At 29.9% G+C, this 26857-nt stretch carries 22 protein-coding genes; 1 reads left to right on the top strand and 21 read right to left on the bottom strand.

The features are described 5' to 3' along the window. Window positions 1-9: 9 nt before the first annotated feature. Window positions 10-2700: a sigma 54-interacting transcriptional regulator gene (locus ACI48P_RS14705; RefSeq protein ID WP_475216995.1), complete on the bottom strand. Its 2691-nt coding sequence runs from the start codon at window positions 2698-2700 to the stop codon at window positions 10-12. Between the two features lie 196 nt (window positions 2701-2896). Continuing rightward, window positions 2897-6658, bottom strand: a complete 3762-nt coding sequence (locus ACI48P_RS14700) for a polysaccharide lyase family 8 super-sandwich domain-containing protein (RefSeq protein WP_475216994.1) — start codon at window positions 6656-6658, stop codon at window positions 2897-2899. 256 nt (window positions 6659-6914) lie between these two features. Here ACI48P_RS14700 and ACI48P_RS14695 point away from each other — a divergent pair, with 256 nt between their 5' ends. Beyond that, a complete protein-coding gene (locus tag ACI48P_RS14695; RefSeq protein WP_475216993.1) occupies window positions 6915-8687 on the top strand; it encodes a glycoside hydrolase family 35 protein in 1773 nt (590 codons plus the stop codon). Window positions 8688-8850: 163 nt separating this feature from the next. On the opposite strand, the gene ACI48P_RS14690 is transcribed toward ACI48P_RS14695, so the two are convergent. From ACI48P_RS14690 to ACI48P_RS14600, 19 genes are all read right to left on the bottom strand, one after another. Then, the gene (locus ACI48P_RS14690; protein WP_475216991.1) at window positions 8851-9348 is read right to left on the bottom strand and encodes a GNAT family N-acetyltransferase; all 498 of its coding nucleotides are present in this window, start codon (window positions 9346-9348) and stop codon (window positions 8851-8853) included. 21 nt (window positions 9349-9369) lie between these two features. Continuing rightward, complete coding sequence (locus ACI48P_RS14685; protein ID WP_475216989.1) at window positions 9370-9879, bottom strand: DNA topology modulation protein; 510 nt, start codon at window positions 9877-9879, stop codon at window positions 9370-9372. A 58-nt stretch (window positions 9880-9937) separates the two neighbouring features. Beyond that, window positions 9938-10561 carry a type A chloramphenicol O-acetyltransferase gene (gene catA, locus ACI48P_RS14680; RefSeq protein ID WP_475216987.1) on the bottom strand — a complete coding sequence of 208 codons (624 nt, stop codon included), beginning with the start codon at window positions 10559-10561 and terminating at the stop codon, window positions 9938-9940. 364 nt (window positions 10562-10925) lie between these two features. Next, a complete protein-coding gene (gene rnr, locus ACI48P_RS14675) occupies window positions 10926-13097 on the bottom strand; it encodes a ribonuclease R (protein ID WP_475216985.1) in 2172 nt (723 codons plus the stop codon). Between the two features lie 228 nt (window positions 13098-13325). Continuing rightward, window positions 13326-13526, bottom strand: coding sequence for a cold-shock protein (locus ACI48P_RS14670; RefSeq protein WP_475216983.1), 201 nt, complete (start codon window positions 13524-13526; stop codon window positions 13326-13328). Between the two features lie 168 nt (window positions 13527-13694). After that, window positions 13695-14153, bottom strand: a complete 459-nt coding sequence (locus ACI48P_RS14665; RefSeq protein WP_475216981.1) for a YbaK/EbsC family protein — start codon at window positions 14151-14153, stop codon at window positions 13695-13697. 81 nt (window positions 14154-14234) lie between these two features. Beyond that, window positions 14235-15086 carry a MurR/RpiR family transcriptional regulator gene (locus tag ACI48P_RS14660; protein WP_475216979.1) on the bottom strand — a complete coding sequence of 284 codons (852 nt, stop codon included), beginning with the start codon at window positions 15084-15086 and terminating at the stop codon, window positions 14235-14237. Window positions 15087-15109: 23 nt separating this feature from the next. Next, the gene (locus ACI48P_RS14655) at window positions 15110-16030 is read right to left on the bottom strand and encodes an N-acetylglucosamine kinase (RefSeq protein WP_475216977.1); all 921 of its coding nucleotides are present in this window, start codon (window positions 16028-16030) and stop codon (window positions 15110-15112) included. Between the two features lie 118 nt (window positions 16031-16148). Beyond that, on the bottom strand, window positions 16149-17063 hold the full coding sequence (gene murQ / locus ACI48P_RS14650; protein ID WP_475216975.1) for an N-acetylmuramic acid 6-phosphate etherase: 915 nt from the start codon (window positions 17061-17063) through the stop codon (window positions 16149-16151). A gap of 43 nt (window positions 17064-17106) precedes the next feature. Next, window positions 17107-18414, bottom strand: coding sequence for a 6-phospho-beta-glucosidase (locus ACI48P_RS14645; RefSeq protein WP_475216973.1), 1308 nt, complete (start codon window positions 18412-18414; stop codon window positions 17107-17109). 21 nt (window positions 18415-18435) lie between these two features. Then, on the bottom strand, window positions 18436-19533 hold the full coding sequence (locus tag ACI48P_RS14640) for a DUF871 domain-containing protein (protein ID WP_475216971.1): 1098 nt from the start codon (window positions 19531-19533) through the stop codon (window positions 18436-18438). Window positions 19534-19763: 230 nt separating this feature from the next. Continuing rightward, entirely contained in the window at window positions 19764-21104 is a 1341-nt protein-coding gene (locus ACI48P_RS14635) for a PTS sugar transporter subunit IIC (RefSeq protein WP_475216969.1), read from the bottom strand. 84 nt (window positions 21105-21188) lie between these two features. Further along, entirely contained in the window at window positions 21189-21497 is a 309-nt protein-coding gene (locus ACI48P_RS14630) for a PTS sugar transporter subunit IIB (protein WP_475216967.1), read from the bottom strand. A 186-nt stretch (window positions 21498-21683) separates the two neighbouring features. Further along, the gene (locus ACI48P_RS14625) at window positions 21684-23540 is read right to left on the bottom strand and encodes a glycoside hydrolase family 10-like protein (protein WP_475216965.1); all 1857 of its coding nucleotides are present in this window, start codon (window positions 23538-23540) and stop codon (window positions 21684-21686) included. A 222-nt stretch (window positions 23541-23762) separates the two neighbouring features. Next, window positions 23763-24164, bottom strand: coding sequence for a hypothetical protein (locus tag ACI48P_RS14620; protein WP_475216963.1), 402 nt, complete (start codon window positions 24162-24164; stop codon window positions 23763-23765). Window positions 24165-24166: 2 nt separating this feature from the next. Then, entirely contained in the window at window positions 24167-25318 is a 1152-nt protein-coding gene (anmK, locus tag ACI48P_RS14615) for an anhydro-N-acetylmuramic acid kinase AnmK (RefSeq protein ID WP_475216961.1), read from the bottom strand. Between the two features lie 87 nt (window positions 25319-25405). Then, window positions 25406-25723 (bottom strand): PTS lactose/cellobiose transporter subunit IIA, encoded by a 318-nt coding sequence (locus ACI48P_RS14610; protein ID WP_475216959.1) that lies wholly within the window; start codon window positions 25721-25723, stop codon window positions 25406-25408. A gap of 22 nt (window positions 25724-25745) precedes the next feature. Next, complete coding sequence (locus ACI48P_RS14605; RefSeq protein WP_475216957.1) at window positions 25746-26006, bottom strand: HPr family phosphocarrier protein; 261 nt, start codon at window positions 26004-26006, stop codon at window positions 25746-25748. 246 nt (window positions 26007-26252) lie between these two features. Then, window positions 26253-26855 (bottom strand): hypothetical protein, encoded by a 603-nt coding sequence (locus ACI48P_RS14600; RefSeq protein ID WP_475216956.1) that lies wholly within the window; start codon window positions 26853-26855, stop codon window positions 26253-26255. Window positions 26856-26857 lie beyond the last annotated feature (2 nt).

Below are 26857 nucleotides of genomic sequence, written 5' to 3'. Positions count from 1 at the left end.
TTATATTATCTAATTTCTAAGCTCTATTATGTAATAGATATTTATAATTTCTGCTATAGGAAGAGTCACTCTATACTCCTTCAATACATCTTCAAATATTCTTTCAGATTCTTTTATAAAATCACTGTTATTTTTTATAAATTCCTCTTCCTTAGAATGTGAAGTAATCGCATCTCTCATAACAAGCCTTTCTATTAAGGCACTTATATGTATAATTAATACTAATTTAAGTTCACTTTTAAAATCTTTATTCATTGATATTTGATATCTATTTACGATTTTAGTAACATCTTCAATTATTTTATTTGGATTAAGTATTGTTAATTGATTCATTATATTTTCTAGGGAAAATAATTTTATTATATTATCTTTTATTTCATTTATATCTCTTTTTATATTCACTTCTTTTATAACCGAGCTTAATATTTCGTCAAATTCTCCACTCATTAAATTTTGAAGTTCTATTACGTTAATATTTGGTATATAAAGTTCACTTGTAGATATAACAAGTTTAACATCATATTTTTTCAATAAATTATTTTTTGATTCTTCATTTACTAAACTATCATAGTCTTGTGCTATTATTTCTAGCTCAGATTCCCCAATACATTTAGCTAGTATATTTTTTATTTTTTTCGCAGTTCCTACTCCAGATATACATGTAACTAATATAGCTCTTTTCTTAGTTTTAGCTTCGTAATATTTAAACTCTGTTTTATTATTATTAGAGCACTTTTTAACGATATTTTCGATACTTTCATTATTTATAATATTATTAGCAACATCTAATGCTAGTCTTGTTGATATATTGTTTATTATCCCTACATCACCACTAATGCTATCTTTTATTTCATTATATATATCATTTAATGATCCCATATCAACTAATATCACAATTCCCTGTTCTGTATTAGTACATTTTAAATACTCTTTTATATTTTTGGTTACAGTTTCTGTACTAACATCTATAGGCATATCAAATGCCTCAAATATAAACTCTTCAAAAAACGTATTAGCAACTGATGCTATAGAACTTGCAGTTGAAAAACCATGTGCTACTATAATCCCCTTCGGTTTTTTTACACTATTACTTGAAATACTATTTATATATAGTGTTATTAATATTATTATCGAAGAGTTTACATGGCTATCTAATGTGTTTTCTATTATCTCAATTAACTTTTCACTAACTAAGTAGCTATCAGAAAGTTTATTTTTTAATATGTTTAGACAAGCGCTTAATTCCTTTTTACTTATATTCTCTTTAATCATTTTAAGAGATATTATAATATAAGTTATTATTTTAGTTGTATTTCCATGGTATCTTATCCCATAGTTGTTTTTTATAAAAATAAGAGCATTATTTACAGTATTAAAAATCAAGTCATATATCAGTATATCTTTTTCTATATTAATATTATTAAATATAATTTCTTTTATTATTTTATTTACGCTTCTATTTGACGTTTTTTTAAATTTTTCATAATCTATAATATCATCATTTAAATTTAATATTATTTTAATTAATTGTTTTAATTCTTCACTTACTATTTCATTTGATTTACTATCAATAAATAACAAATTACAATCAGTCTCTTCATCTTTTAAGATTTGCATATTTTGATAATAAAAATTATTTTCTATATTTATTGAGTTTTTTATATTTTTGGGTAGATTTTCTATTCCAACTTCTATTGTGTCATTATTATTTAATCTGTAGGCATTTGCCAAACTACTTATTATTATATTTTTTAATAATCCTACATTTCCATTTCCTCTTATAGATAATAATGAATTTATTACATTCTTATTTATTATTATATCTTTACCTATTTCCTTTGCTTCTTTATGATAAAAACTGTATATCATTGCTAAACGCTCTGATAATTCTCTATCGCAAAGGTCAGGTATTTCTACAAATATAGGTATTCTTCTTTTAAAGGTATCTAACAAAACTTCATCTAAGTTTTCAGTTGTAGCAAATATAAACCTAACATTAGATTCTCTCCAACTATCAGCCTCCCCTATTCTTTTATACTTACATTGGTCTAAAAATAAAAATAGTTTTTCTTGGCCTTCTGGTGATAGTCTATGTACTTCATCTAAAAATAAATATCCATTATTAGCAGCTTCTATTAATCCTATTGAATCCTTATTAGCCCCTGTAAATGCACCTTTTTTATATCCAAATAGATTTGCTGATAGAAGTTCTGGATTGTTTGCATAATCAGCACAGTTAAATGTTATAAATGGGGCATCTTTTTCTATACATTTTTTATATATTGCATATTCATATATTACCTTTGCTATATAACTCTTACCTACTCCACTATTTCCAGTTAACATTATAGGTAAACCTTTATTAGGATAAACTGCAGCTGCTTTACACTGTTCTACTTGCTCTCTTAAACTTCCATTGCTACCTATAATATAATAAAATGGATCTTTTCCTTTATCTTTTTCTTTAATTATATTTTCTTTTTTTACGTTCCACTGTGCATCTATGAAATATACAGGTCTTGTATTAGTTTTTATAACTTTATTTTCTTTACATAATTCATTTAAATAATGACTAGCAACATTTCTTTGAATATTTAATATTTCTGCAATTTGATTTGCTATTACTCCCCTAAAATCTTCATTCTCATGTTCGCAGCAAATTTCCCTTAGTGTTTTAAAAACTTTTTCCTTAATTGTCACTTTATCCCTCTTTCGTCGTATATATTTTTAATAATTATAATATTTTTACCACTTTGTGTAAATTATTTTAATCTAGTGTAATATTTTACTAAATCCATCTTCATATTTACAACTATTTAATATAGCTTTATGTAACACTAATCAATAGAACTATTATAGTATGATAATTAAATCATACTATAATAGCTCTTATTTATTACTTTATTATTAAGTTATCACTTATATCTGACTTTTTACCATCTTTACTTACTGCTACTAAATTTATTATATATTCGCCTTTACCTAAGTTTAATTTTACTTTTTCGTTATTTACTGTTGTTGTAAGTTTTCCATCTACATATACTTCATAATTTTTAATTTTCTTCTCATTTTGGTTGTCCCATGTTATTGTGTATTTGTTTTCTTTTTTGCTTTCTAATTTTATATTAGTAGGCGCTTTTAATTCATCTACTTCTTTAGTTTTAAATTCAATATTTATTGATTTTCCTTTTAAATCTTTTACATTTGCTTCTAAAACTATCTTGTCTCCACATTCAATTACATTTATTCTATCATCTTTAGCTATTACACTTTGTGCTGATTTGTCTAAAGTTACTTTTATAGTTTCATTTTCCATAGTTGGATCTGATATAGAAACTTTTAGTTTTCCATTTTCTTCTTTTACCATTATAGATGATTTTTTATCTGTTGTTACAAAATCTATATTTTGATTATCTTCCCAGAAATTAATAGCTGTAATTTTTAATCTATTTTCTCTTACTGCTTGTATATTTTCAGTATTAGCTAAGATTTCTATATTAGGATTTGTATTATAATACTCAACCTCTTTAGCTGATTTATTAGGTAATAAAACATAAGAATAATTATCTAATTCTGGATTTACTCCATGATCTATCCACATAGTTAAGTAATTATTTTCTTCTATCTTATCTGCTTGAGCTCCATTTATATCCTTCCAATTACCAGTTCTATGTTCTCTTAACAGGTTTACATTTGCTTTACTTGGGAAGTAATAACCTATATCTGTATTTTCTTTGTTTCCTTTGATATGTGCCCAACTTACTTCTTCCTTGTAGTCACTAACTCCCATACTATTTATATCTACATTTCCATCAATTGTAAATGTTTCATCTCCTAAGTCTGATAATCTTCTATTTTCTACTATAGTTTCTATAGTTCTTCCCTTAGTACTTGATATTCCTGAACCTAATGCTACTACTTCATCATCAAATGTAAACCATGATTTTTTAGCTTGTAAATCCATATCATAGTCCTTATCATTAGATTTATCTAGGTACATTCCAGTTGCACCATATTGTCCATCTATAGAACTTCCTCCAACCCATGATTGGCTACCACTTACATTTTTTCCACCAGCTCCATCTTTAAGTCTTAGTGTATCTACTGTCGTTCCAGGTAATCTATATGGATCAACCGTTGGCCAGAATCCTTTTGAGTATTGTTCAACATCCCCATTGTATAAATAAGTCATACCGTCAGCTGTATGGAATGCTTTTAAATTTTCTTTGTTCATATTACCTTCGTGCATATATGTTCTTGATGAATACATACTTGTACCAAATACAAACCCTTCTCTTCTATGAACCATTCTATCCATATTGGCAAAGTTATAATGTCCTACTAACTCTCCTCTTGATTGAACATCCTTATCATTTACAATATCAGTAGCTAGCGCTTTAAATTCTAAATCATTAGTTGTTTGTAATACATTTTTAGCATCATTTTCCGTTATCCAATACTTTATCATACTTTTAAGTTCATCAGCTTTTTCTTTGCTTGCTGCTGGAATATAGTATTTTACTATACTCTTCATAACACCTTCACCATTATTTATATCTTGGCCCGTAGCTCTAGATATACTTCTTCCGTTTACCATATCCATCATTAATCCTTTATACATTAACGGTTCGAAAGAATCTTCTATAACATCATAAATCATTTCAACTTTATCTTCTGGAAGCGACCACTTAGTACCTTCTAGCATATAGTTTACTTTACCTATACCTGATAAAAGTATTGCTCCGTAAGTTCCTGTATACGGTAGTGCACCATGCTGTATTATAGATCCATCAGTGTAGAATCCATCTCCACTAGTTGTATATTTTAATTCTGGTAATACATCTATACTCGCCTCTTGTAACTTTTCACTATTTTTCTCTAATATACTTTTGTAGATCATTACTTGACACATGTCTAATCTATTTGCACCTACTGTTTGTCTAACAATAACTCCTGGCTTAGTTGTATTTCCTTGCCATTGGTCCCTAGCATTTGGTACATAGAAAGAAATTATATCCACATACTCATTTACCTTCGCTGTTGTCATATAATCTCTAAGTAAAATCATAGTTTCAGTTACTTTTTGTGGTGCTCCTATTTGCCAATCCCACCAATTGTTATAATAGCTTTTATTGTATCTATTTTCCATCATCCATTCTAAGCCATAAGCAGTATCTTTTATAAGTTCTAGATTGCCATTTACTTTCGAACCTAATAAATAGTATGCTTTTGACATTTCTAGTAATCTTTCAAAACTTTTTGTTACATTATTAGAATTTGTAGTATCACTTAAATCTTCCCAAAGATAATTTTTACTTGTATCTTTGTTCATAGTTTCCCAGTATCCAATAGCCCTATCTACTATAGTATTAACTGTGTTCATGTCACTCTCATTAACTACTGATATTAGATGATTTGGAACTAATGACTTTTCTACTTTTTGAGCTAACTCATCATATATATCTTCAGTATAATTATTTACAATTAAATCAAAACTCCCTACTTCAACACCCTCACTATTTTTAGCTACTACACGAGTGTTTCCTACCTGCTTACTCATTACTATTCCATCTTTTACTATTGCTATATTTTCATCTGCTACCTCTAATAGATATTGCTCATTTGCATATTGTGGATACACTTTTGACTTAATTATATAGTTTTTTCCATTATCTATATTTATCGTATCTTCTTCAAATTCTACTTTATCTATTTTTATGTCATTACTAACTTTTATCTTACAGCTTGCTTGTAAATCTTGGTAATTTTTAAGTGTTGCTGTAATAGTAGCAGTTCCTTCATTTATGCCTTTAAATTCTCCATTGTTTACTTCTATTATATTAGTGTCACTACTTTTCCATATAACCTCTTCATTATTTGCTTGTATTGGCTCTATTTGGTAATCTATTTTTCCTGTAGCATTCGGTGTTACTTCTAACTCTGATGTTGATAAAGTAATTCCTGTAGGTTCCGATTTTACTTCATCTATACTAAAGTTATCAACAATTACTGAACCATTTACTCCAGAATCTAGGCCTGTATCAAATACTAGTACCATCTTTAACTTTACTGCTTTTGGTTCTGCTTTTATTGTTGTTTTGTATTCCTTCCAGTCTGTTGTTCCTGAAACTTTATCTATATCAATTCTTTTAAGTACATTATTTTGTGAATCTAACTGTTCCACTCTAATAGCTACTCCCTTATGAGAAGTATTAGCGCAGTTTGTTTGTAAATTATTTGTTTTCATCCAAGCACTTATATTATATTCTTTTTCAGCTTCTATACTTGTTTCTGTTTGTAAAAATCCAGTGGATTGATCTAAATTTATTTTTACAGCATTTTTTCCATTTTTAACGTCATCTGTTATTATTTCTCCTAACATATCTTTCTTAGAACTAGAGTGCCTTCTTATATCCCACTTTTGTGGCTTTATGCCATCTTTCCAAAATACAGAAAAAGAATCATTTATTGTATGTAAATTTTCAAAATCTCCATTTATGTCTAATAATTTATACTGACTTATGTTCGAATTCAGTAAAACGTTATCCTTATTGTCATATTCTATCGCACTAACAGGCACTGCCATCATTAAATTATTAATTATTAATACTGTAGCTAAACTAATATATATCCCTCTTTTTTTCCTAATTTTATTCATTCTAATCTCCTCCTAAGTTTACTTACCTTCTATTTGTAGCAATTATCATTCCATTTTTAGCTATTTAGTTTATTTATTATAAATATCTATTAACAATAAGCATATTACTTAGGTTTAGATTAATTACGCTGTAAAATATTCTATAGTTTACTATATGACACAAATGTATAAACCCACCAAGTGTCATATTTTTATATTGGCATGATATTTGCTTGAATTAAAAGTATATATTTTTAGTCATTAGGAGGATTACATTATGGATAAATTCCAAATTAAAGAAGATTTTTATATTAATAATGAAAAAATCAAAATAATATCAGGAGCTCTTCACTACTTTAGAGTGGTTCCTGAATATTGGGTAGATAGACTTGAAAAATTAAAAGCTCTTGGGTGTAACACAGTTGAGACATATATCCCTTGGAATATACATGAACCCAAAGAAGGTATATTCGATTTCGAAGGACAAAAAGATTTTGCCAAATTTACTAAACTAGCTCAAGAAATGGGGCTTTACGTTATACTAAGACCTACTCCATATATATGTGCAGAGTGGGAATTTGGAGGATTACCTGCTTGGCTTTTAAAATATCCAAGTATAAGAGTTAGAAGTAACTGTGAAATATTTTTAGGTGCTGTTGATAAGTATTTTGAAGAATTATTTAAATACATAAGACCACTTCAATTTACTCAAGGTGGACCAGTTCTTATGATGCAAGTTGAAAATGAGTATGGATCTTTTGGAAACAACAAAACCTACTTAAAAAATATAAAAAATCTTATGATTAAACATGGTTGTGAAGTTCCTCTATTCACATCTGATGGTGGATGGAAAGAAGTTTTAGAAGCTGGAACAATTGTAGAAGAAGGAGTATTACCTACTGCAAACTTTGGTTCTAGATCAAAAGAACAAATCGGAGCACTTGCTGATTTTATGAAAGAAAATGATATAGTTGGACCTCTTATGTGTATGGAATTTTGGATTGGATGGTTCAATAACTGGGGTGAAGAGTTTAAAAGAAGAGATGCACAGGATGCCGCTAATGAATTAAAGGATTTATTAGATGTTGGACATGTTAACATATATATGTACCATGGAGGTACAAACTTCGGCTTCTACAATGGTTGCAGTTACCATGATGGTATAGATCCTCAAACTACAACATATGATTATGATGCCCTATTAAACGAATACGGTGAAACCACTGAAAAATATAATAAGTTTAAAGAAGTTATCTCTAACTATGTTGATATTCCTGAAGTCAAATTTACTACTGATATAAAGAAAGTATCTTATGGTGATATAAAACTTTCTAATAAAGTAAGTTTATTTAGTACTTTAGATAAATTGGCAAAACCAATATATGATGAGAATACTTTAAATATGGAAGCTCTTGGACAAGGCTATGGATATATATTATATCGAGCTAATGTTGGTAAAAAGAATGAATTAGAAAAGTTTAAATTAATAGGTATGGATGATAGAGCTCAAGTATTTATGAATGAAAATTATCATTCTACACTATATAAAGATAATTTTATAGGTACAAATCAATCTTTAATTTTAGATAAAGAAGATGATAATATCCTAGATGTATTAGTTGAAAACTTAGGTAGAATAAACTACGGTGGTAGCTTAGTAGCTCCTTCTCAAAGAAAAGGTATAAAGGGTGGAGTTATGTTAGATATACACTTCCACACTGGTTGGAATCACTACTGTTTAGAGTTTGATAATATAGATAATGTTGATTTTAATGGATATTATAAGGAAAATACTCCTGCATTTTATGAATATGAATTTGAAGTTGATCAAAAAGGAGATACTTTCTTAAATACAGAAGGTTTTGGCAAAGGATGCGCTTTTATTAATGGATTTAATTTAGGACGCTTCTGGGAGATAGGTCCAACAAATTATTTATACATACCTGCTCCTTTATTAAAGGAAGGAAAAAATAGAATAGTTGTATTTGAAACTGAAGGAAAATACAAAGATTCTATAACACTAGACGATAAACCGTGTTACACTAAGTAATTTATTTTATCTAGTGTAACTCTAATCTAAAGTTGTGTAATACAAAGCGCCTAAGTCTTATACTAAATATGACCTAAGCGCTTTTTTTATTTTCATTTTTTCACGAAACTTTTAAGAAGTAAAACATTCCTTTATTTATATGCATATCACCATTATTAGTTTCTTAGTCATTTATATAATAAATTATGCTATCTATTTTTTCTACATAACCTTCATTTTTAAAGTTTAGCTTATTTAATAAGTTTTTACTTGGCTCATTCTCAGGATGTACTAAGCACACAATTTCATATCCATCAAAATTATCAAATATATAATTAACGAGTGATTTAATTATTTCATATGCAAAGCCTCTTCTTTGATGCTTCGGAGAAATAGTATATCCTAGAGTAATTACTTTATCTTTAAATGCTACAAACATATCTCCTACCAGCTCATTGGTAGATGCTAAACCTATAGCTAGCTGTAAAGTTTCTTTATCTAATATATTTTTTTCTTTGTTATTTTCAATAAGATTCTTTAGATAATCTAGTGATGTATCTTCCCATCTTTGATATTTTGCACAGTTTTCATCGTTTCTGTATTCAAATAAAGTTTGTAAATCATCTTTGTGTAGGTTTCTTAGTACTAGATTTTCACTTTTTAAAGTTATATTATTTTTCAAATTCTAATCCCCCAACTATATTTAAATATTGTATTGCTTTAAATATAAACTTACTTCTTTAGGATTTTTCAAAACCACTACTTTATCTTTAAATTCTTCTACTATTTCCTTATACTTATCTCTTTTTTCTTTTGAACGACCTTTATGTAAAATCCACCACATAAATTCAAAATCCATTTTTTCCATACAGCCTTCAGCCATATCTTCACGAGTGGTATTTTTATTTTCAAGATATCTTTTATAAGCTCTATAAAGACAGATTCTTCGAGGGAAGTTTAGATAAATGATTTTGTCTGCTTGTTCTAGTCTTTCCCTTTGATAAAAGCCAGTATAGTTACCATCGATTACCCAAGAGTCATTTTGCATAAAGTCCTTTACTATTTGCCTTGCCTCATCTCTATCACGCTCTTGCCAGTTTGGTATAAACTGAACTGTATCAAGAAACAAAGCAGGTATGTTGTAATGCGCTGCAAGTTGTTTTGTTAGTGTGGATTTTCCACTACCACTATAGCCTAGTATTGCAATTTTCATTTTATTCCCCCTTATCTTTATATGCTTTTTAATTATTTAATAATATTTTACACTAAACTTACTCTTCCAATAACAGTTGTAGTTCATTTATAAAGTTAGATATATGGAACCCATCGCACACTGCATGATGAACCTGTATTGCTAGTGGTAAAAAATATCTACCATTTTCTTCATAATATTTTCCCATTGTAAAAATCGGTAATAAATAATTATATCCTTTTTGTAAGTTTAAATTAAATCCATCAAATGTTGTCCATGGAATCATCGATACCGAGAAGTTATTTATAGGTATATTTGGTTTTGCTATCATTCTTTTTACTGACCCAAACATCTCCATATCCTTCTCATATAACTTGCAAAAAGTATCATAATCATCAGAGTACTCTGTCCATATATTAGAAAAAGTTTTAGTATCTTGATGAAATACTGTATAACAAGGAAGCATTTCATCAAAGATTCCCAATTGTCCATTCATATCAAAAGATATTCTAAATTCATCATTGTTATTAACCACTTTTGAAATTAAATATAACATTGTTGGATATAGTTTACGACTTGAATTTTTTAGTTTTGTAATATCCAATTTAGTAGTCATACTATATGTACATGGAATATCTGAAAAATAATGCTCAAAATATTCTTTTCTGTCCCAAGTTTCTTTATTTATTATTCTAAAATTCATTAATAATATTCCCTTTCCATTCCACATTTTCCTGTATTATACAATAATTATTAGCTAAAGTCTAAAGTTTAATAATTATATTCAGTAAAATATATGCTAACTGTAATAAAAAATTCGCTTCGCTTGAGCGACTACGTTTGCGAACTACTTCATGTCGCCAACGACTCCGTCCGTTGCTCAAAAGCTTTTTAAGCGACTACGTCTGCGATTATATTTTACTTAAGATTAGTGCATTGGTATCACTTGCTTGAATGAATTATTCACAGACTTTGAACTGTTATAAATTACTTATACGTAAAAAAGGACTAGATATAATTTATATCTAGTCCTGATCATTCTTTTATACTAATTCTTGTAATAAAACTTATTCAGAGATTTCGTCCTCAACGCCTTCTTCTCTTTCGTCTTCTATCTTATGAAGAAGTTGGAAATCTATCTCTCTAAAATCAACGTTAACATTGGCAACTTTTATTCTAACAGGATCACCTATTCTAAATTGCTTCTTAGTTCTCTCACCAATTATAGTATAACTTACCTCATCATAGATGTAGTAATCATCTCTCATATCAGCAAGTCTTATTAAACCTTCGATAGTATTAGGTAATTCTATAAACATACCAAATGAAGTAACACTTGATACTATACCATCATATTCTTCACCTATTCTATCACTCATGTACATTGCTTTATAGAAGTCGTGTACATCTCTTTCAGCAAGTTCTGCTTCTCTTTCTCTTTCAGAAGATTGGTTAGATGCATACTCAACTATAGCTGTAAGTTGTTCTTGTCTCTTTGGAGTTATTTTATTATTTAATTGCTCTTTTATTATTCTGTGTATTTGAAGGTCAGGGTATCTTCTTATTGGAGAAGTAAAGTGACTGTAGTACTTAGCTCCAAGTCCAAAGTGTCCTGTACAATCTGGTGAATAACGAGCTTGCTTTAATGAACGTAGCATTATTGTACTTATTGCTTCTTCTTCTCTCTTACCTTTTATTTGTGATATTATTGCTTGTAGCGCTTTTGGATGTACTTGTTCCATATCACCTTTAACCATATATCCAAAAGTAGCTATAAACTTACTGAAGCTTTCCATTTTTTCTTGTGATGGAGTCTCATGTATTCTATAAACGAAAGGTAATCCTAACCAGAAGTAGTGCTCTGCTATAGTTTCATTGCTTACAAGCATGAACTCTTCTATCATCTTGTTAGATATTCTTCTTTCATAATGCTTAATATCTACTACTTCCCCCTCTTTGTTTAAGATTATTTTAGCTTCTGGGAAATCGAAGTCTAATGCACCTCTTCTGTTTCTTCTTCCCATAAGTATTCTAGCTAATTCTTCTGCTACTTTAAAATCTTCAACTAAGTTTGAGAAAGTAGATTTAAGTTTTTCATCATCTTTTTCTAGAATATCTGATACTTCTGTGTAAGTCATTCTAGCTTTAGAATTTATTATAGTTTCTTTTATGTCATAATTTATAACATTACCTTTATGGTCTATTTCCATAAATATAGATAATGTAAGCTTATCTTCAAATGGATTTAAACTACATACTCCATTAGATAATGTCTTCGGTAACATAGGTATTACCTTATCAACTAAGTAAACTGAAGTAGCTCTCTTTAAAGCTTCTTTATCTAGCTTACTTTTTTCTCTTACGTAGTGAGTAACGTCAGCTATGTGCACTCCTAGCTTGTAGTTGTTGTTTGGTAATACTTCTATAGATATAGCATCATCTAAATCTTTAGCATCTTCACCATCTATAGTGAATATCTTAAGATCTCTTATATCAAGTCTTCTATCTATTTCTTCCGGAGGTATAGGTTGTGCAACAAACTCAGCTTCTTCTAATACCTTCTTAGGGAATTCTTCTGGTAGACCATGAGCTCTTATTATAGACTCTATTTCTACCCCTCTTTCACCTTTTTGTCCTAGTATCTCTACTACTTTTCCTTCTGGCTTTCTATCCTCTTGTGGCCATACTGTGATTTCAACAACTACTTTGTCATTATCCTTAGCTCCACTGAAGAACTTTTTAGGAATATATATATCTTTATTAAACTTTTTATCATCGCAAACTACGAATCCAAAGTTTCTACTAGATTGGAAAGTACCTACTACTCTTGTTATTTCTCTCTTTAATACTTTTAATATTCTACCTTCTGCCCTTTTTTCATCAGTTGCTGGTACTACTATTTCTGCCATAACTCTATCGTTATGCATAGCACCATTGATATAATCTGCTGGTATAAATAAATCTTGTGTATATTCTTCATCAGATTCTACAAATCCAAATCCTTTTCTATGAGAAACAAATTTCCCTGTGAAAAGTCCCATTTGATTTGGAGTCATTATCTTACCTTTTTTACTTCTACATATATAACCATCTTCTTCTAGCTCATCTAAAAAATTATAAAACATTGGCATTTCTGATGAATGTATTGCAAATATTAATGCCAACTCTTCTTTTTTTAGAGGATTATAGCCAGGTTCATTTATTAACCCTATTAAACGTTCTTTAAGTCCTGGAATCATTATGCTTCCTCCTGTGTTCATATTTTATATATTATTATTATTGAAATAATAAATTTATCTATAATTAATTCTATGAGTAATACAGTTTATAATTGATATTATTTTATATTATTACCATTTTCTCATTATACACCATAGACATAATTTGGAAATTAATATACTATTAGTAATTTCCAAATTTAACAAAAAAAAGACACAAACTGTGTCTTTTTTACGAACATATATATATTATAATATAGTTACATTCTCTGCTTGAGGTCCTCTAGCACCTTTAACTATATCAAAGTTTACTTTTTGACCTTCTTCTAATGATTTAAACCCATCAGTTTGTATAGCTGAAAAATGCACGAATACATCTTCTCCACCGTCTACTGATATGAAACCAAATCCTTTTTCATTGTTAAACCATTTTACTATTCCATTGTTCATTAAAAAATACTCCTGTACCTATTTCTAGGTTTCTATTAATCTATTTGTGTATCGCTACAAATACTATTATAACACATATGGAAAATAATAGATACTACTTTTCTAATTTTTATATTTTTCATTGCTCCATTTGTTGAAGCGTTCTAAACAAAGTATTATTAAAATATTTTATTTGCATACATCTATCCATACTCCATCAGTACTACTTTGTAGTAAATTTAAATCTATTTTTACTGCTGAATTTGTTGCTCCTGCCGCTGGATAAACATAATCATATTGTTTTAGGGATTCATCTAAGTATATTTTCAAAGGATTTTTAAGTCCAAATGGACATACTCCTCCTACTGGATGTCCAGTTACTTTTTCTACATTTTCAAATGATAACATCTTTGCTTTTATAGCAAACTCATCCTTATATTTTCTGTTGTCTATTTTTGCATCCCCTTTACATACTATTAAAATAGTTTCTTCTTTAAGCTCCAAAGCTATTGTCTTAGCGATTTGACCTTCCTCTACACCAATTGCTCTTGCTGCTAGTTCTACTGTAGCTGTGCTGTTATTCATTTCTATTACTTCTAATCCTAAATTAGCTTCTTTAAAATGTTTCTTTACACTCTCTACACTCATATCAATACCACCTTTAACTGACTTTATTATGTATGTATTTACTATTGAAAAATAGACATGGCTAATTCCATGTCTGTTTAATTAGTTATGCTCAATATTTAAGTAGTCTAATATTCTCTTTGTTTCTTGTAATTTATATTCTGCGTCATTTAAGTTTTCTTGAATTATAGAAATATAAATTATATCTATAAGAGTTAGCATTGCTATTCTTGAAGATATAGCACCTTCTCTAAGCTTCTTTTCTATATTTGGTACAACAAGCTTTAAATCACTGATTTTAGAAAGGTGATTATCACTGTATTTAGTTATACAAATAGTTTTACATCCTTTTAATTTAGCATTTTCTATAGATTTTATAACTTCTGTTGATTCTCCAGAATAAGATATTGCTATAGCTATATCATCTTTATCCACATTTGAAGATACCATAAGCTGTGTATGACTATCTAAAGATGTAAATGCTTGTTTGTTTATTCTTAAAAGCTTCATCTGTAAATCTAGAGCAACTAGAGCTGATCCACCTACTCCAAATATATAAACATTCTTAGCTTTCATTATTTGTTCAACTGCTTCTTTTATTATATCTTTTTCATTTAATAACCTTGTTTGATTAATAGTTTCTATGTTTTTATTTGCTATTTTATTTATTACACTATCTATATTACAATCATAATTTTCATCTACATAAGTGTATTCTTTTTCTTTAACCATTAAATCTTTAGCTATCTCGATTTTTAAGTCTCCAAAGCCTGAATATCCCATTTTTCTAGAAAATCTAACTATACTTGCTGTACTAGTTTTTGAATTTACTGCTAATTCTGATACAGAAAGCTTACTGATAGCTTCCGCATTTTCAAGTATATAATCTGCTATTTTTTTATCTACTTCTGTTAAATCTTCATATATCTGCTTTAATTTTAAAATACAGCTCATACTTCACCTCTTTTACTTATTCACTAGTTATTATTATATCTCTTCCTTGCAAGTAAACACGCCCCTAAATCCGGAGTTAATACTGGTTTTACTATATTAAATCTTTTATTATCTAAATAATTTCTAAGTGGCTCTAGTATTAAATCACCTGCTTTAAATACTCCACCTGAATAAGATACTTTTATAGTTGTATCTTCTTTGAAATTTTTCTCTAATCCTATTATAAGTCTACTTAATTCATATGCCGCACTATCAAATATTTCTTTTGCAGTGTTATCACCTTCAAGAGCTGCCTTTGAGCATATAGTCGCAAACTTAGCTATTTCTGTTCTATCGCCTTGTATTTCATCATTTACATATTTTATTAAGTCGTAATCATTAGTTATGTTAAGATGTTCCCTAATTAAATCATATAAATTTGTTCTTTCACACCTTCCGTCTGATTGTTTTGCAAACGTTTTTAAGGTATTCATCCCTATATAATAAGCCGAACCTTCATCACCTAATCTATAGCCCCATCCTCCACATCTGTGAAGATTTCCATCTTTGTCTAAAGCTTGTGCTATAGAACCAGTTCCTGCTATTACATTTATACCTTCATCCCCGTTTAAGGAACCTGCTAAAGCTATCTCTACGTCATTTCCTAAGGTATAATTTATATGATTATATGCATTTTTCACTGATTTTTCCTGAGATTCCCTTATCTCTTTTATATTTCCATATCCAGCAAGTCCAACAAAGGTATGCATTATATCTTCTACATTTATCTTAGCATTTTTACAAACTTCTTCCAAGGAAGTTTTCAATAATTTTGTTAAATTATCAAAACCAATTTGGTTATAATGACAAGTTCCTTTTGTTATACTTTCTATTATATTTAAATTCTCATCTACTAAGGTAAATGTTGTTTTAGTTCCACCACCATCTATGCCTAAAAAATACATACCGCACCTCCCATGATACATTTCTTTCAATATTATATACTCATAAAGTAAATTCACTAAAAATAACCTTTCAATACCAACTTTGAATATTGAAAGGCTATCAGTATTATTATTTATTTTATACTATTTCTAAGGATTTTAAAGCCTCGCTTATATAACCTTGGTGATTATCTAGTACATTTTTTGCGCTATCTGCATCTAATCCACTCTTTATCATAAATATAGCTAGCTTAACACTGTTATTAGCTTCTCCTAAGAACTTTTCAGCTAAATCATACTCTACGTTTGTAGCTATCATTATTATTCTTTTAGCTCTTTCAACTAGCTTTTTATTTGATGTTTTAACATCAACCATTAAGTTTGAGTATACTTTCCCCATCTTAACCATTGAAGCTGTTGTTAACATGTTACAAACCATTTTTTGAGCTGTACCACTCTTCATTCTTGTTGAACCCATTATTACTTCTGGTCCTACTACTATACTTATTGGTAAGTCAGCTTTTTTACTCATTTCACTATCTGGGTTCATAGTTATAGAAAGCACTGCACATCCCATTTCTTTAGCATATTCCATTGCTCCTATTACATAAGGAGTTCTTCCTGATGCAGCTATACCACATACCACATCCTTAGATGTAACACCTCTATCTATTATATCTTGCTTCCCAAGTTCTTTATTATCTTCAGCACCTTCAACTGCTTTGAATATTGCATTATTTCCACCTGCAATTATAGCTTGAACTAATTCAAAGTCAACTCCATAAGTGGGTGGACACTCTGTAGCATCTAGTATTCCTATTCTTCCACTTGTTCCTGCACCTACGTAGAATAACCTACCACCTTGTTTCATTCTCTCTACTATTATATCAACTGCTTTTGCTATACTTTCTTTTTCTTTTTCTACAGCATAAGCTACAGTTTTATCTTCATTATTTATTAATTCTACAATACCTAATGTATCTTTTTTATCTATTTCTAATGTATTTTCATTTCTACCTTCTGTAACTAAGGTCTCTAACTTTTTTATTAACATAATATTCCCTCATTTTCTTTATATTAAATCCTCTGACTACCTCTTAGCGTGAAAATTGAGGTAAGTAATCTTTATGTGCTTCTAACATCTCTTCAAATATTGCTTTTGCTTTATCTTGTGATTGAACAAATGGATGTATAGTCATAGCAAGTATTGCTTTGTTTCTATCTCCAGTAATTGCTGCTTCACATGATACTCTTTCAAATGACTTTATTTGTTGTACAAGTCCATTTACTTGTGGAGGTAATTCTCCTATTGTAAGTGGCATTGGTCCTTCTTTTGTTATTACAGAACTTACTTCAACGGCACTTTCGTATGGTATTCCTGTAATAGCACCTTTATTTTGAGTATTTACTGTTTGTATATCTCTTTTATCGTTATATATTGAACATATTAGATTACAAGCCGCATCGCTGTAATAAGCTCCACCTCTTTGCTCTAATACCTTTGGTTTCTCATTTAAGTTTGGATCTTTGTATAATTCAAATAATTCTTCTTCTACCTTCTTTACTGCCTCCCCTCTAGTTTCTTCTTTCTTTAAAGATTTTTCTAGAAGTTCTGGGTACATATAGAAGTATCTATGATAAGGAGAAGGCATTACTCCTAATGTTTTTAACATATCTGGATCCCATTTTATTGCATCTATATTTTTCATAGTATGTTGCTTTACTGCTTTTCCCATTTTATCAAGTACTACATCTGTTACTTCTTTTCCATCTAAGTATATTTTAAGTCCATAAACCATATGATTTAGTCCACCAAATAATACTCTTACTCTACTTGAGTCTGCTTCTAATAAATTAGCTGCTTCTTTTTCCATACCTATTGGTACGTTACATAAACCTATAACTTTCTTTATGTTTGAATATCTTAGCACTGCTTCTGTTACCATACCTGCTGGATTTGTAAAGTTTATTAACCAAGCATTAGGACATAACTCTTCCATATCTTTGCAGATATCAAGTATTACAGGTATTGTTCTAAGTCCCTTGAATAATCCACCTGGTCCATTAGTTTCTTGACCCATAACTCCATGATTAAATGATATAGACTCATCTTTTATTCTTGATTCTAAAAGACCAACTCTCATTTGAGTAGTTACAAAGTCTGCACCCTTTAAAGCTTCTCTTCTATCTAAAGTTAAATTTATTTCTATTGGTAATCCTGCTTTTTCTACCATTCTCTTTGCAAGGTTTCCTACTATTTCTAGCTTTTTCTTACCTTGTTCACAGTCTACCAGCCAGATTTCTCTAACTGGTAACTCCTCATATCTTTTTATAAAACCTTCTATTAATTCAGGAGTATAGCTAGATCCCCCACCTATAGTACATATTTTAATCCCTGTATTCATATACTCATCTCCCGTAATAAATTATTTTGAACTAGGTTTAAAGCTGAATTTTTGCCAAGGCTTGATATAATCTAATATAAATAATTCTTCTTCTCTTATGTGTCCTACTACGTTTGACTTTCCACTGTTTTTCATATCATTTAAAGCTATTTGTAATTCTCCAGCATAGTGTCCGTATTCGCTACTTTCTATAACTATGTCTCCTCTTTTTATCATTTCAGGAGCATTGAATAATTCAAATTTATGTCCCTTATATTTAACACGAGGTTGTGTTGATCTTATCATGTTATCTGATATATCTCCTCTGTTAAAATGTAATTCTTCAAATATTATTTTTCTTTCAACTTCTGGTGTGTTTTCTTCTACAGTCACATCAAATGTAACCATATCTTTTCTCATAGAACCTACTGCTTTAAGTTCTTCATCTGTTGGATAACAGTTTGATATTATTATGTCGTTTATATTATTCATAGCTATTATATGCTTAGCTTGAACATCCATAGGCATGTTTCTATGCATTTCAAGTGTTGGAAGTCCATCAGTTACAGGCCAGGGTCCAAAAGTACCTTCATTTTGGCTTGTTATGAAAGCTGCTGTTCTTAATCCATATTTATTAAATCTCTCTGTACACTTCATGAAATGCTCTAAGTTTAATCCGCTGTATCTATGAGGATAGAAGTTATGACATCCAATTAAGTTTTCTTTGTTTGGTTGGTAGTCCATTATTGTATCTATATAATGAGTATTGTTACTCATGTTGATTTCTATCTTAAGATCTTGAGGATTGAAAGTCATTAATGACTCTTCAGAACCTGTGAATCCCATATCAAGTCTTATTCCATCTGCTTCTGTTTCTTTGAAGAAAGTTAAATCCTTATAGCTTATTTCTAACTCTCCAAATACTCTTGGACTAACATCAAGTATTACTTCAAACCCTTTAGATTTTGCGTATTCATTTATACCTTTGAACTTCTTGATTATATTTTCTTTGCTGTCTTCAACTGATAATAAACATGAGAATATACGTGTAAACCCATTTTCAGCTGCCTTGTCTATATAATCATATATTTCTTTCTCTGTTGTCTTTTCTGGATAGATTGATATTCCTAGTTTTCCCATTTCTGTCGTCTCCTCGCATTTAATATATATTTAAAAATTATGTCTTATTGTATAAGTCTTTGAAATTTCCTTACCCACGAGTGTAAAAAAGTTTCATGGATATTTATAAAAAAAGAAAAGTTAGCCTTTTCTTTTCTTATAAATAAGTGACAAAGTAACTTTGTCACTTATTTCAAATATTGTTATACTTTAAAATTTATTGGAATTTAATAATCTAAATTGATTTAATATTAAGCTATTTGCTCTCCAGATTCTTCTTGAAGTAACTTCTTGTCGTACATCTTAACGAATGGATAGTATACTACTACTGATATAATTATACATACTATGTTAAGAACTGAAGCTCTCCAGTCACCACCTGTAGCAAGGTATGCTCCTATAGGTCCTGGTAATGTCCAAGGTGCAGTAACTACAACCTTAGATACCAAGTCTGCACTCATCGCAAACCATGAAACTGTACCCATTATTATAGGTGCAACAACAAATGGTATTATTAATATTGGGTTTAATACTATTGGTGCCCCGAATATTATTGGCTCATTTATGTTGAATATTGCTGGTACTATAGTAGCTTTTCCTAAAGACTTAGCGTAAGCTGACTTAGCTCTAAATGCAAGAAGTATTGCTAAACCTATAGTTGCTCCAGATCCCCCAACCCATATGAACCATTGGAAGAATGGCTCAGCAGCTATTCCTGGAACAGTTTGTCCTGCAGCATATGCAGCAGTGTTAGCATCTAATAATTGTATCCATAAAGGTCTTGCTAATGATCCGATTATTGATACACCATGTATACCAAATGACCAGAAGAATGTTATTAAGAATATTAATATTATTACTGATGGTAATGTATCAGTAGCTGATACTAATGGTGCTACTAACTTAGCAACAAATCCGTGCCAGTCAAATCCTAAGAAGTATGTTACAACAGCCATTAATACTACTATTACAGCAGCTGGTGTTAAAGCTTCGAAAGATCTTGCAACTGATGCAGGAACTGCATCTGGCATAGTTATCTTAAACTTAGATTTATTGATTAGTCTATATATCTCAACACCTATTATAGATGTTATGATAGCAACGAACATTGATCCCCCACCAAGGTTACCCATTGGCATTTGCCAACCTTGAGGAACTGAATTATACCAAGCTAAAAGCTCTGGGCTTTTTTCAACTATCTCTAATAAATCAGGTGTAAGTCCACCTATAGCAGTCAGAACTATTGTTAATAGGAATGTAGCTGTTGCTAATATCCCTCCCGTTAATCCGTCTAACTTATATGACTTGGCCAAACTATAACCTATACCAAAGGTAGAATAAATAGAAATAATAAAGAACGTCATTCTATATGGTAATAGTATTGTACCTGCATTTGCTTTTAAAAATTGAGTTATTCCCCACGCCTCTGGTAATGGAGGGAATGCCACGATTAAGAAAAATGAACCAACTATTATAAGTGGTAATGAAGCTACGATTCCGTCTCTTACAGCTCTTAGGTGACGTTGTTCCGCCAACTTAGCCATAGGAGTTGACAATTTAGTGTCTAAAAACTCTGTAAACTTATCTAACATCATCTTCTCTCCCTATTTAAATATTTTTATATTTTTGTTACTATTGCAACCTTTAAAAATACCCTTGTAATAATTTTTCAATTATTACTTAGCTAATAATTCTTGAACTTGCTTTAATAATTTTGGTCCACCTAATGGGCTGTAAGCTTGTGGTTGTATTAATGCACATGGTACACCAGCTTCATCAGCAAATCCTTTTAAGTAATCAAATCTATGTCTAACTTGTGGAGCTACCATTGCAACATCCCATCCGTTTTGTACTTCATTTTCAAACTCTTGAGTTCCAACTGCTAAAACATCTATTTCTAATCCGTTTTTAGCTCCCTCTTTCTTTAGTGCATTTACCGCTATTGTACTTGACATACCTGCTGAACAAACAAATAATACTCTCATCTATATTTCCTCCTGTATTTGTATTTCTTTAAACTCATTATAGCATGTATTTTTATTTAAAGGAATACCTTTTCATATATTTTTTCATTTTTTATGAAACTTTTTGTAATTTTTTTTCGCATATGTATTCGGCATTCCCTTTCAAATCAAAATATCTAGTTTAGATTCCTAAAATAATAAAGATATTTATTTTAATTTAGCAACTACAGCTTTTGATTCTACTTTAGCTTTATCTAATATAGATACTGCATATGTATATTGTTTTCCATTTTCTGAATTTTTATCCTTAAATGATTGATGTAATCCATCTACCACAGGGATTATATCTAGTATATTTTTAGGATCTGTTGTATCTACAGTATTTCCTTCTTGTCTATATACTACATAGAACTGTGTATCATTATTTTTATTATCATTCCATGTTAACTTTGTACTTTCTCCAGCTTTTGTAGCTTTAACATTAACCACAGGCTTTGTTTCTTTTTGATCTAACCATGGCTTAGCTGGTGGTAATGCCATTACATCATAGTATCCTTTTATTATTTCATTAGCTTGGTGTTTAATAGGATTTCTATCATAAGCTAAGTCATATACACTTATTCTCTTTTCTAAGTCACCCATTTCTTCATAACTTTCTCTCATTAATGATGGTTTACCATGATTTATTGTTTCATCAATTTTGTTGAATGAGAAAAATGCACTTCCCTTAACCTTTGAATATTTTTGATTAAATCTAAGTTGAGCTGGTATTTCATCTGGGTTTTCAAAGTCTATAGCACTATTTTCTATTATCTTATAGTTAGGATGTCCTATATAAAGATGCGATTCTTCTACTCCTTCAAATTGCTTATCCCACCACTGAACTAGTTCTCCATATGGAGCTGCCGGTTGGTCAAACTGCCAGTATATTTGAGGCGTAAGATAATCAATCCACTCATTTTGAGCCCAGGCTCTTGTGTCAACATAGTCATCTAGGCTAGCAGTAGATGTTGTTGGAGTATACGAACCTTCTTCATTTTTAGCTTTATGATCCCATATACCAAAAGGACTTATACCAAATTGTACTGCATCCCCTGTTTTTTTGTTATGATTCTCTATAGTCTTGTCTATTGATTTAACTAAAGTATTTATGTTATCTTCTCTCCACTCATGAACATCATCAAATCCTCTGTTGAAGTTTTCAAATGTAGATGTATCAAGATCTAATCTATCTCTCATTGTCTCAGTTACTCTTTCCGTAACTACATTTCCATTTTCATCTTTAATTATGTTACCATTTTCATCTTTTTGAACTTTGTTATATGTAGTCTTGTATGGGTAGAAATAGTCATCGAAATGTATTGCATCTACATCATACTTTTCTATTACTTCACTTATAGAATCTGTTACATGTTGTACAACCTCCGGTCTCCCCGGATCTAAGAATAGTTTGTTTGCAAACTCGTAAACTAAGTCTGGATTTTGCTTTGCAAAGTTCATCTCATCTAATCCAGCTAACTTTTCATCTTTAGATCTATAATCTGTAGTACTATTGGTTACTCTATATGGATTAAACCAAGCATGTAGCTCCATACCAGCTTCATGAGTAAGCTCTACCGCTATTTCTAACGGGTCAAAACTAAGTTGCCCTCCTTGTTTACCATCGATAAATTCAGAAGACGGGTTTATTTCTGATTGATACCATGCATCTAGCATTGGTCTAACTTGGAAAATTACTGCATTTAATCCATAGTCTTTACACTTATTTACAACATCTTGGAACTTTTCTCTAAACTCTTTTTCACTGCTTACTTTTGGGAAATCTATATTACTTACTGTAGATACCCAAGTTGCTCTGTGTTCTTCTTTTTTGTTTTCGAATTGAGTCGGAACATATACTTGTTCACCTTGTCCATATTGCTCATGGTTATACATATATATAGGTGTGTTTTCACTTTTATATTTGTATAATGGTGCTTCTTCCCCTAAAGCACTTACTGGTATAGCCATTTGTAAAGCCATAATACCTGCTAATAGTCCAATTACTCTTTTTCTTTTAATCATAATTTCCCCCTCAGTTTAAATAGTCGTAATTTTTTTACAATTATACTGCCGTACTCAATATTATAGTAACGTTTTCCTTTTTTGTCCATATTTTTCTAATTTTTTTTCATATTTTTTGTTTTTATTTGTAATTTATTTTCATAGACTATCGCAAATTATTTCAACACTACAGTTCTCATAAAAAAAGACTATCTCATATTTCTATGAAATAGCCTTTATAATCTAAAGATATACCCCTTTGTAAACCCAGAACCATCCTATAATTGCAAATGAAATTGCGAATAATACATATAATCTCCAGAAGCCAAAACAGAATCCTCTCTTTGTCTCAACGAAGTATCTTGTATATGCTACTGCAAATGATGTAATTAATACGTTACCTATAATTGCCCCTAGTCCAAAATCTACTCCTACTAATGATAATAAGTATGGAAGTACTAAAGTAGCTATAGCAGCAGAAGCCATTAATATCATTCCACTTTTAAAACTTATTGTAGGTATGTTATAATCCGTTTTTTGTGTTTTTTCTATCTCTTTTTTTACATTAGGTGAATTTTGCCCACTCTTAGTGTTTTGATAATTGCTATTTTTATTTTTTTTCTTCTTTTTATTGTTTTTAGACATCTCTATTTACCTCCAAAAGGATTAGGTGTTATATTCCCTAAAATAACTTTGTTTTTAGCTCCTGTAGCAGATACTACATTTGAGAATGAATTATTTAATGTCTCATTTCCTAATATTACAAATGCTAAAGCTTCCTTTGCATCTGAAGAATATCCATATTCATCTTGTGTTAATACTTCAACTCCTGGAAGTAGCTCTTTTAAATACCCCATTAAAGTTTTATTATGAGCTCCTCCCCCACCTACTAATAAGGTATCTATATTAACATTTGGAATTACGAAGTTTTTATAGTTATCACATATAGTTCTTGCAGTAAACATAGTTACTGTTGCTATTAAATCATGTTTATCTACATTCTTATATTTATTAAGCATATTATCTACATACACTTGTCCAAAAACTTCTCTTCCTGTACTTTTTGGTGGTGGTTGATTTATATATTCATGACTCATTAAGTCTTTTAACATTTCTTCATTTATCTTACCTTTAGATGCAAAGTATCCATTTTCATCATACTTCTTATTAAATAATCTTTGGCATACCTCATCAATTATCATATTGCCTGGGCCTGTATCAAAAGCAAAAACATCATCTATATTACTAGTATTAGGTATTACTGTAACATTTCCTATTCCTCCAATATTTTGAAGAGCTATGTTTTTATTATTATTCCCATACAATAAAAATTCACTATAAGGAACTAGTGGTGCACCTTCTCCACCTGCAGCCATATCCATTGTTCTAAAATTAGATATTACCTTTGTCTTAGTTTCATAAGCTATTACCGCTGGTTCTCCTATTTGAAGAGTTGAAGGTATTAAATTATTATAACCTCTTGGTATATGGAATATAGTTTGCCCATGAGAAGCAATAAAATCTAAATCTTCTATATTAAAGTTAGCTTTTTTACATACTTCCTTTACAGCCTGACTGAATAAATATCCTATTTTAAAGTTTAAACTACATATTATATCAACACTTGATTTTTCTTCTACACAACAGTTTCTTATCTCTTCTTTTATATCTTTTGGAATTTCTAAAGTTATAAATTCTATTTGCTTTATTTTAGTATCTAACCCGCTTCCACTAATTTCAGCAAGTACAGCATCTATTCCGTCTAAAGAAGTTCCCGACATTAACCCTACACTATACATAACTACCATCCCTTAATTATATAATTATTTTGTAACAAAAACGCCTTGTACATCATTGCACAAGGCGTATATTATTAATATATCAAATTACTTAGCGTCTATTTTCTTGTGTAATTTTATTATGTGCTCAACTAAGTTTCTAGCTTCTATAGCTGTCATTAAATGATCTTGAGCATGTACAAATAGTACTGATAATTCTGTTTTTTCTCCTCTAGCTTCAGCTTGGATTATTCCAGTTTGAACCTTGTGAGCTTCATGTAATGCATCATCCGCTTCTTTTAAAGCCTTTTCAGCACCTTCATAGTCACCTTCATTTGCCTTATCTAAAGCTTCATATACGAATCCTCTAGCATTTCCAGCGTGACCTATTATTTCAAATATTATCATTTCTAAATTTTGATCCATTATATTATCCTCCAAGTGATTCTTATTCTTCAAATGTAGCTATGAAGTTTGCTAATTCTTGAGCTGCTACAGCTTCATCTTCACCGTTAGCTTCTACTTCTATAACAGAACCTTGAGATGCTGCTAATCCAAGTACACCTAACATACTTTTTCCATTTACTCTTGTTCCATTCACAGTAAAGAATATATCTGACTTATAAGTAGTCGCCTTCTTTATTAAAACGCTTGCCGGTCTAGCATGTATTCCTGTTTTATTTATTACTGTTGCTTCATTTTTTACCATAATAATTCACTCCCATAATATATATTGAAATTAATTTTATATGTCGTTTCTTGTCTTAAGTACATATTACCCCAAAACGTTTTCAGTGTCAACGCAATTCAATGTAATTTTTTTTCATGTTTCGATATTTTTTAGATTTTTACGAATAAAGGCTATCTCAGATGTAATTTTTAGAATCAATTACCTACTCCCTATGGTAAAAATTCCGTATAAATCCTCATCTGAGATAGCCTCAAGCTTATAATGTTATTTATTTCTGTGGTAAGTTCCTATAAACGGTGCATGTTCAAATAGCTCTTCACTTGTGCCATCTACAAGAACATTTAATCCATCTATCCATTTTCCACTATACTCTTTTTGAAGTAAAGTCTCTATTATAGTGTCATGAGATATCATACCTCCAGTAGATCCTTGGAAGTGTTGATTCCACGCTTCTTGGTTAACTAAATCTATAGTAGCTATATTCTTTTCATCAATTGATTTAAATACTATTTTAGCATTTTCATCTTTAAAGTAATCTTTTTCTAAAGCAGCACATAATTCTTTTATTTTTTCTTCTACAGTACTGTCTTCTTTTAATTTTATAGTCTCAAACTCTTTTATTTTTTCTGTGTCATCAACATCAAGTGTGTATATTTTAAAATCTATAGTCTTTCCTTCTTTAGTACTTTCATTTGCTTGATTTTCGTTATCTTTATTACCATCTTCTTTTTCGTTTTCTGACCCTGTATTTTCTTGAACCTCATTACCATTTGAAGTATTATCTTGTGGATCTTTAGTTACCTCATTTGTACATCCAACTAACATCATACTTAACATCGCAACTAGTATTCCTATTTTTAGTTTCATAA

This window comes from Romboutsia sp. LXY-2, from assembly GCF_056171995.1.
The sequence above is the reverse complement of the archived record's forward strand: the minus strand, read 5'-3'. Positions and strand labels throughout refer to the sequence as shown.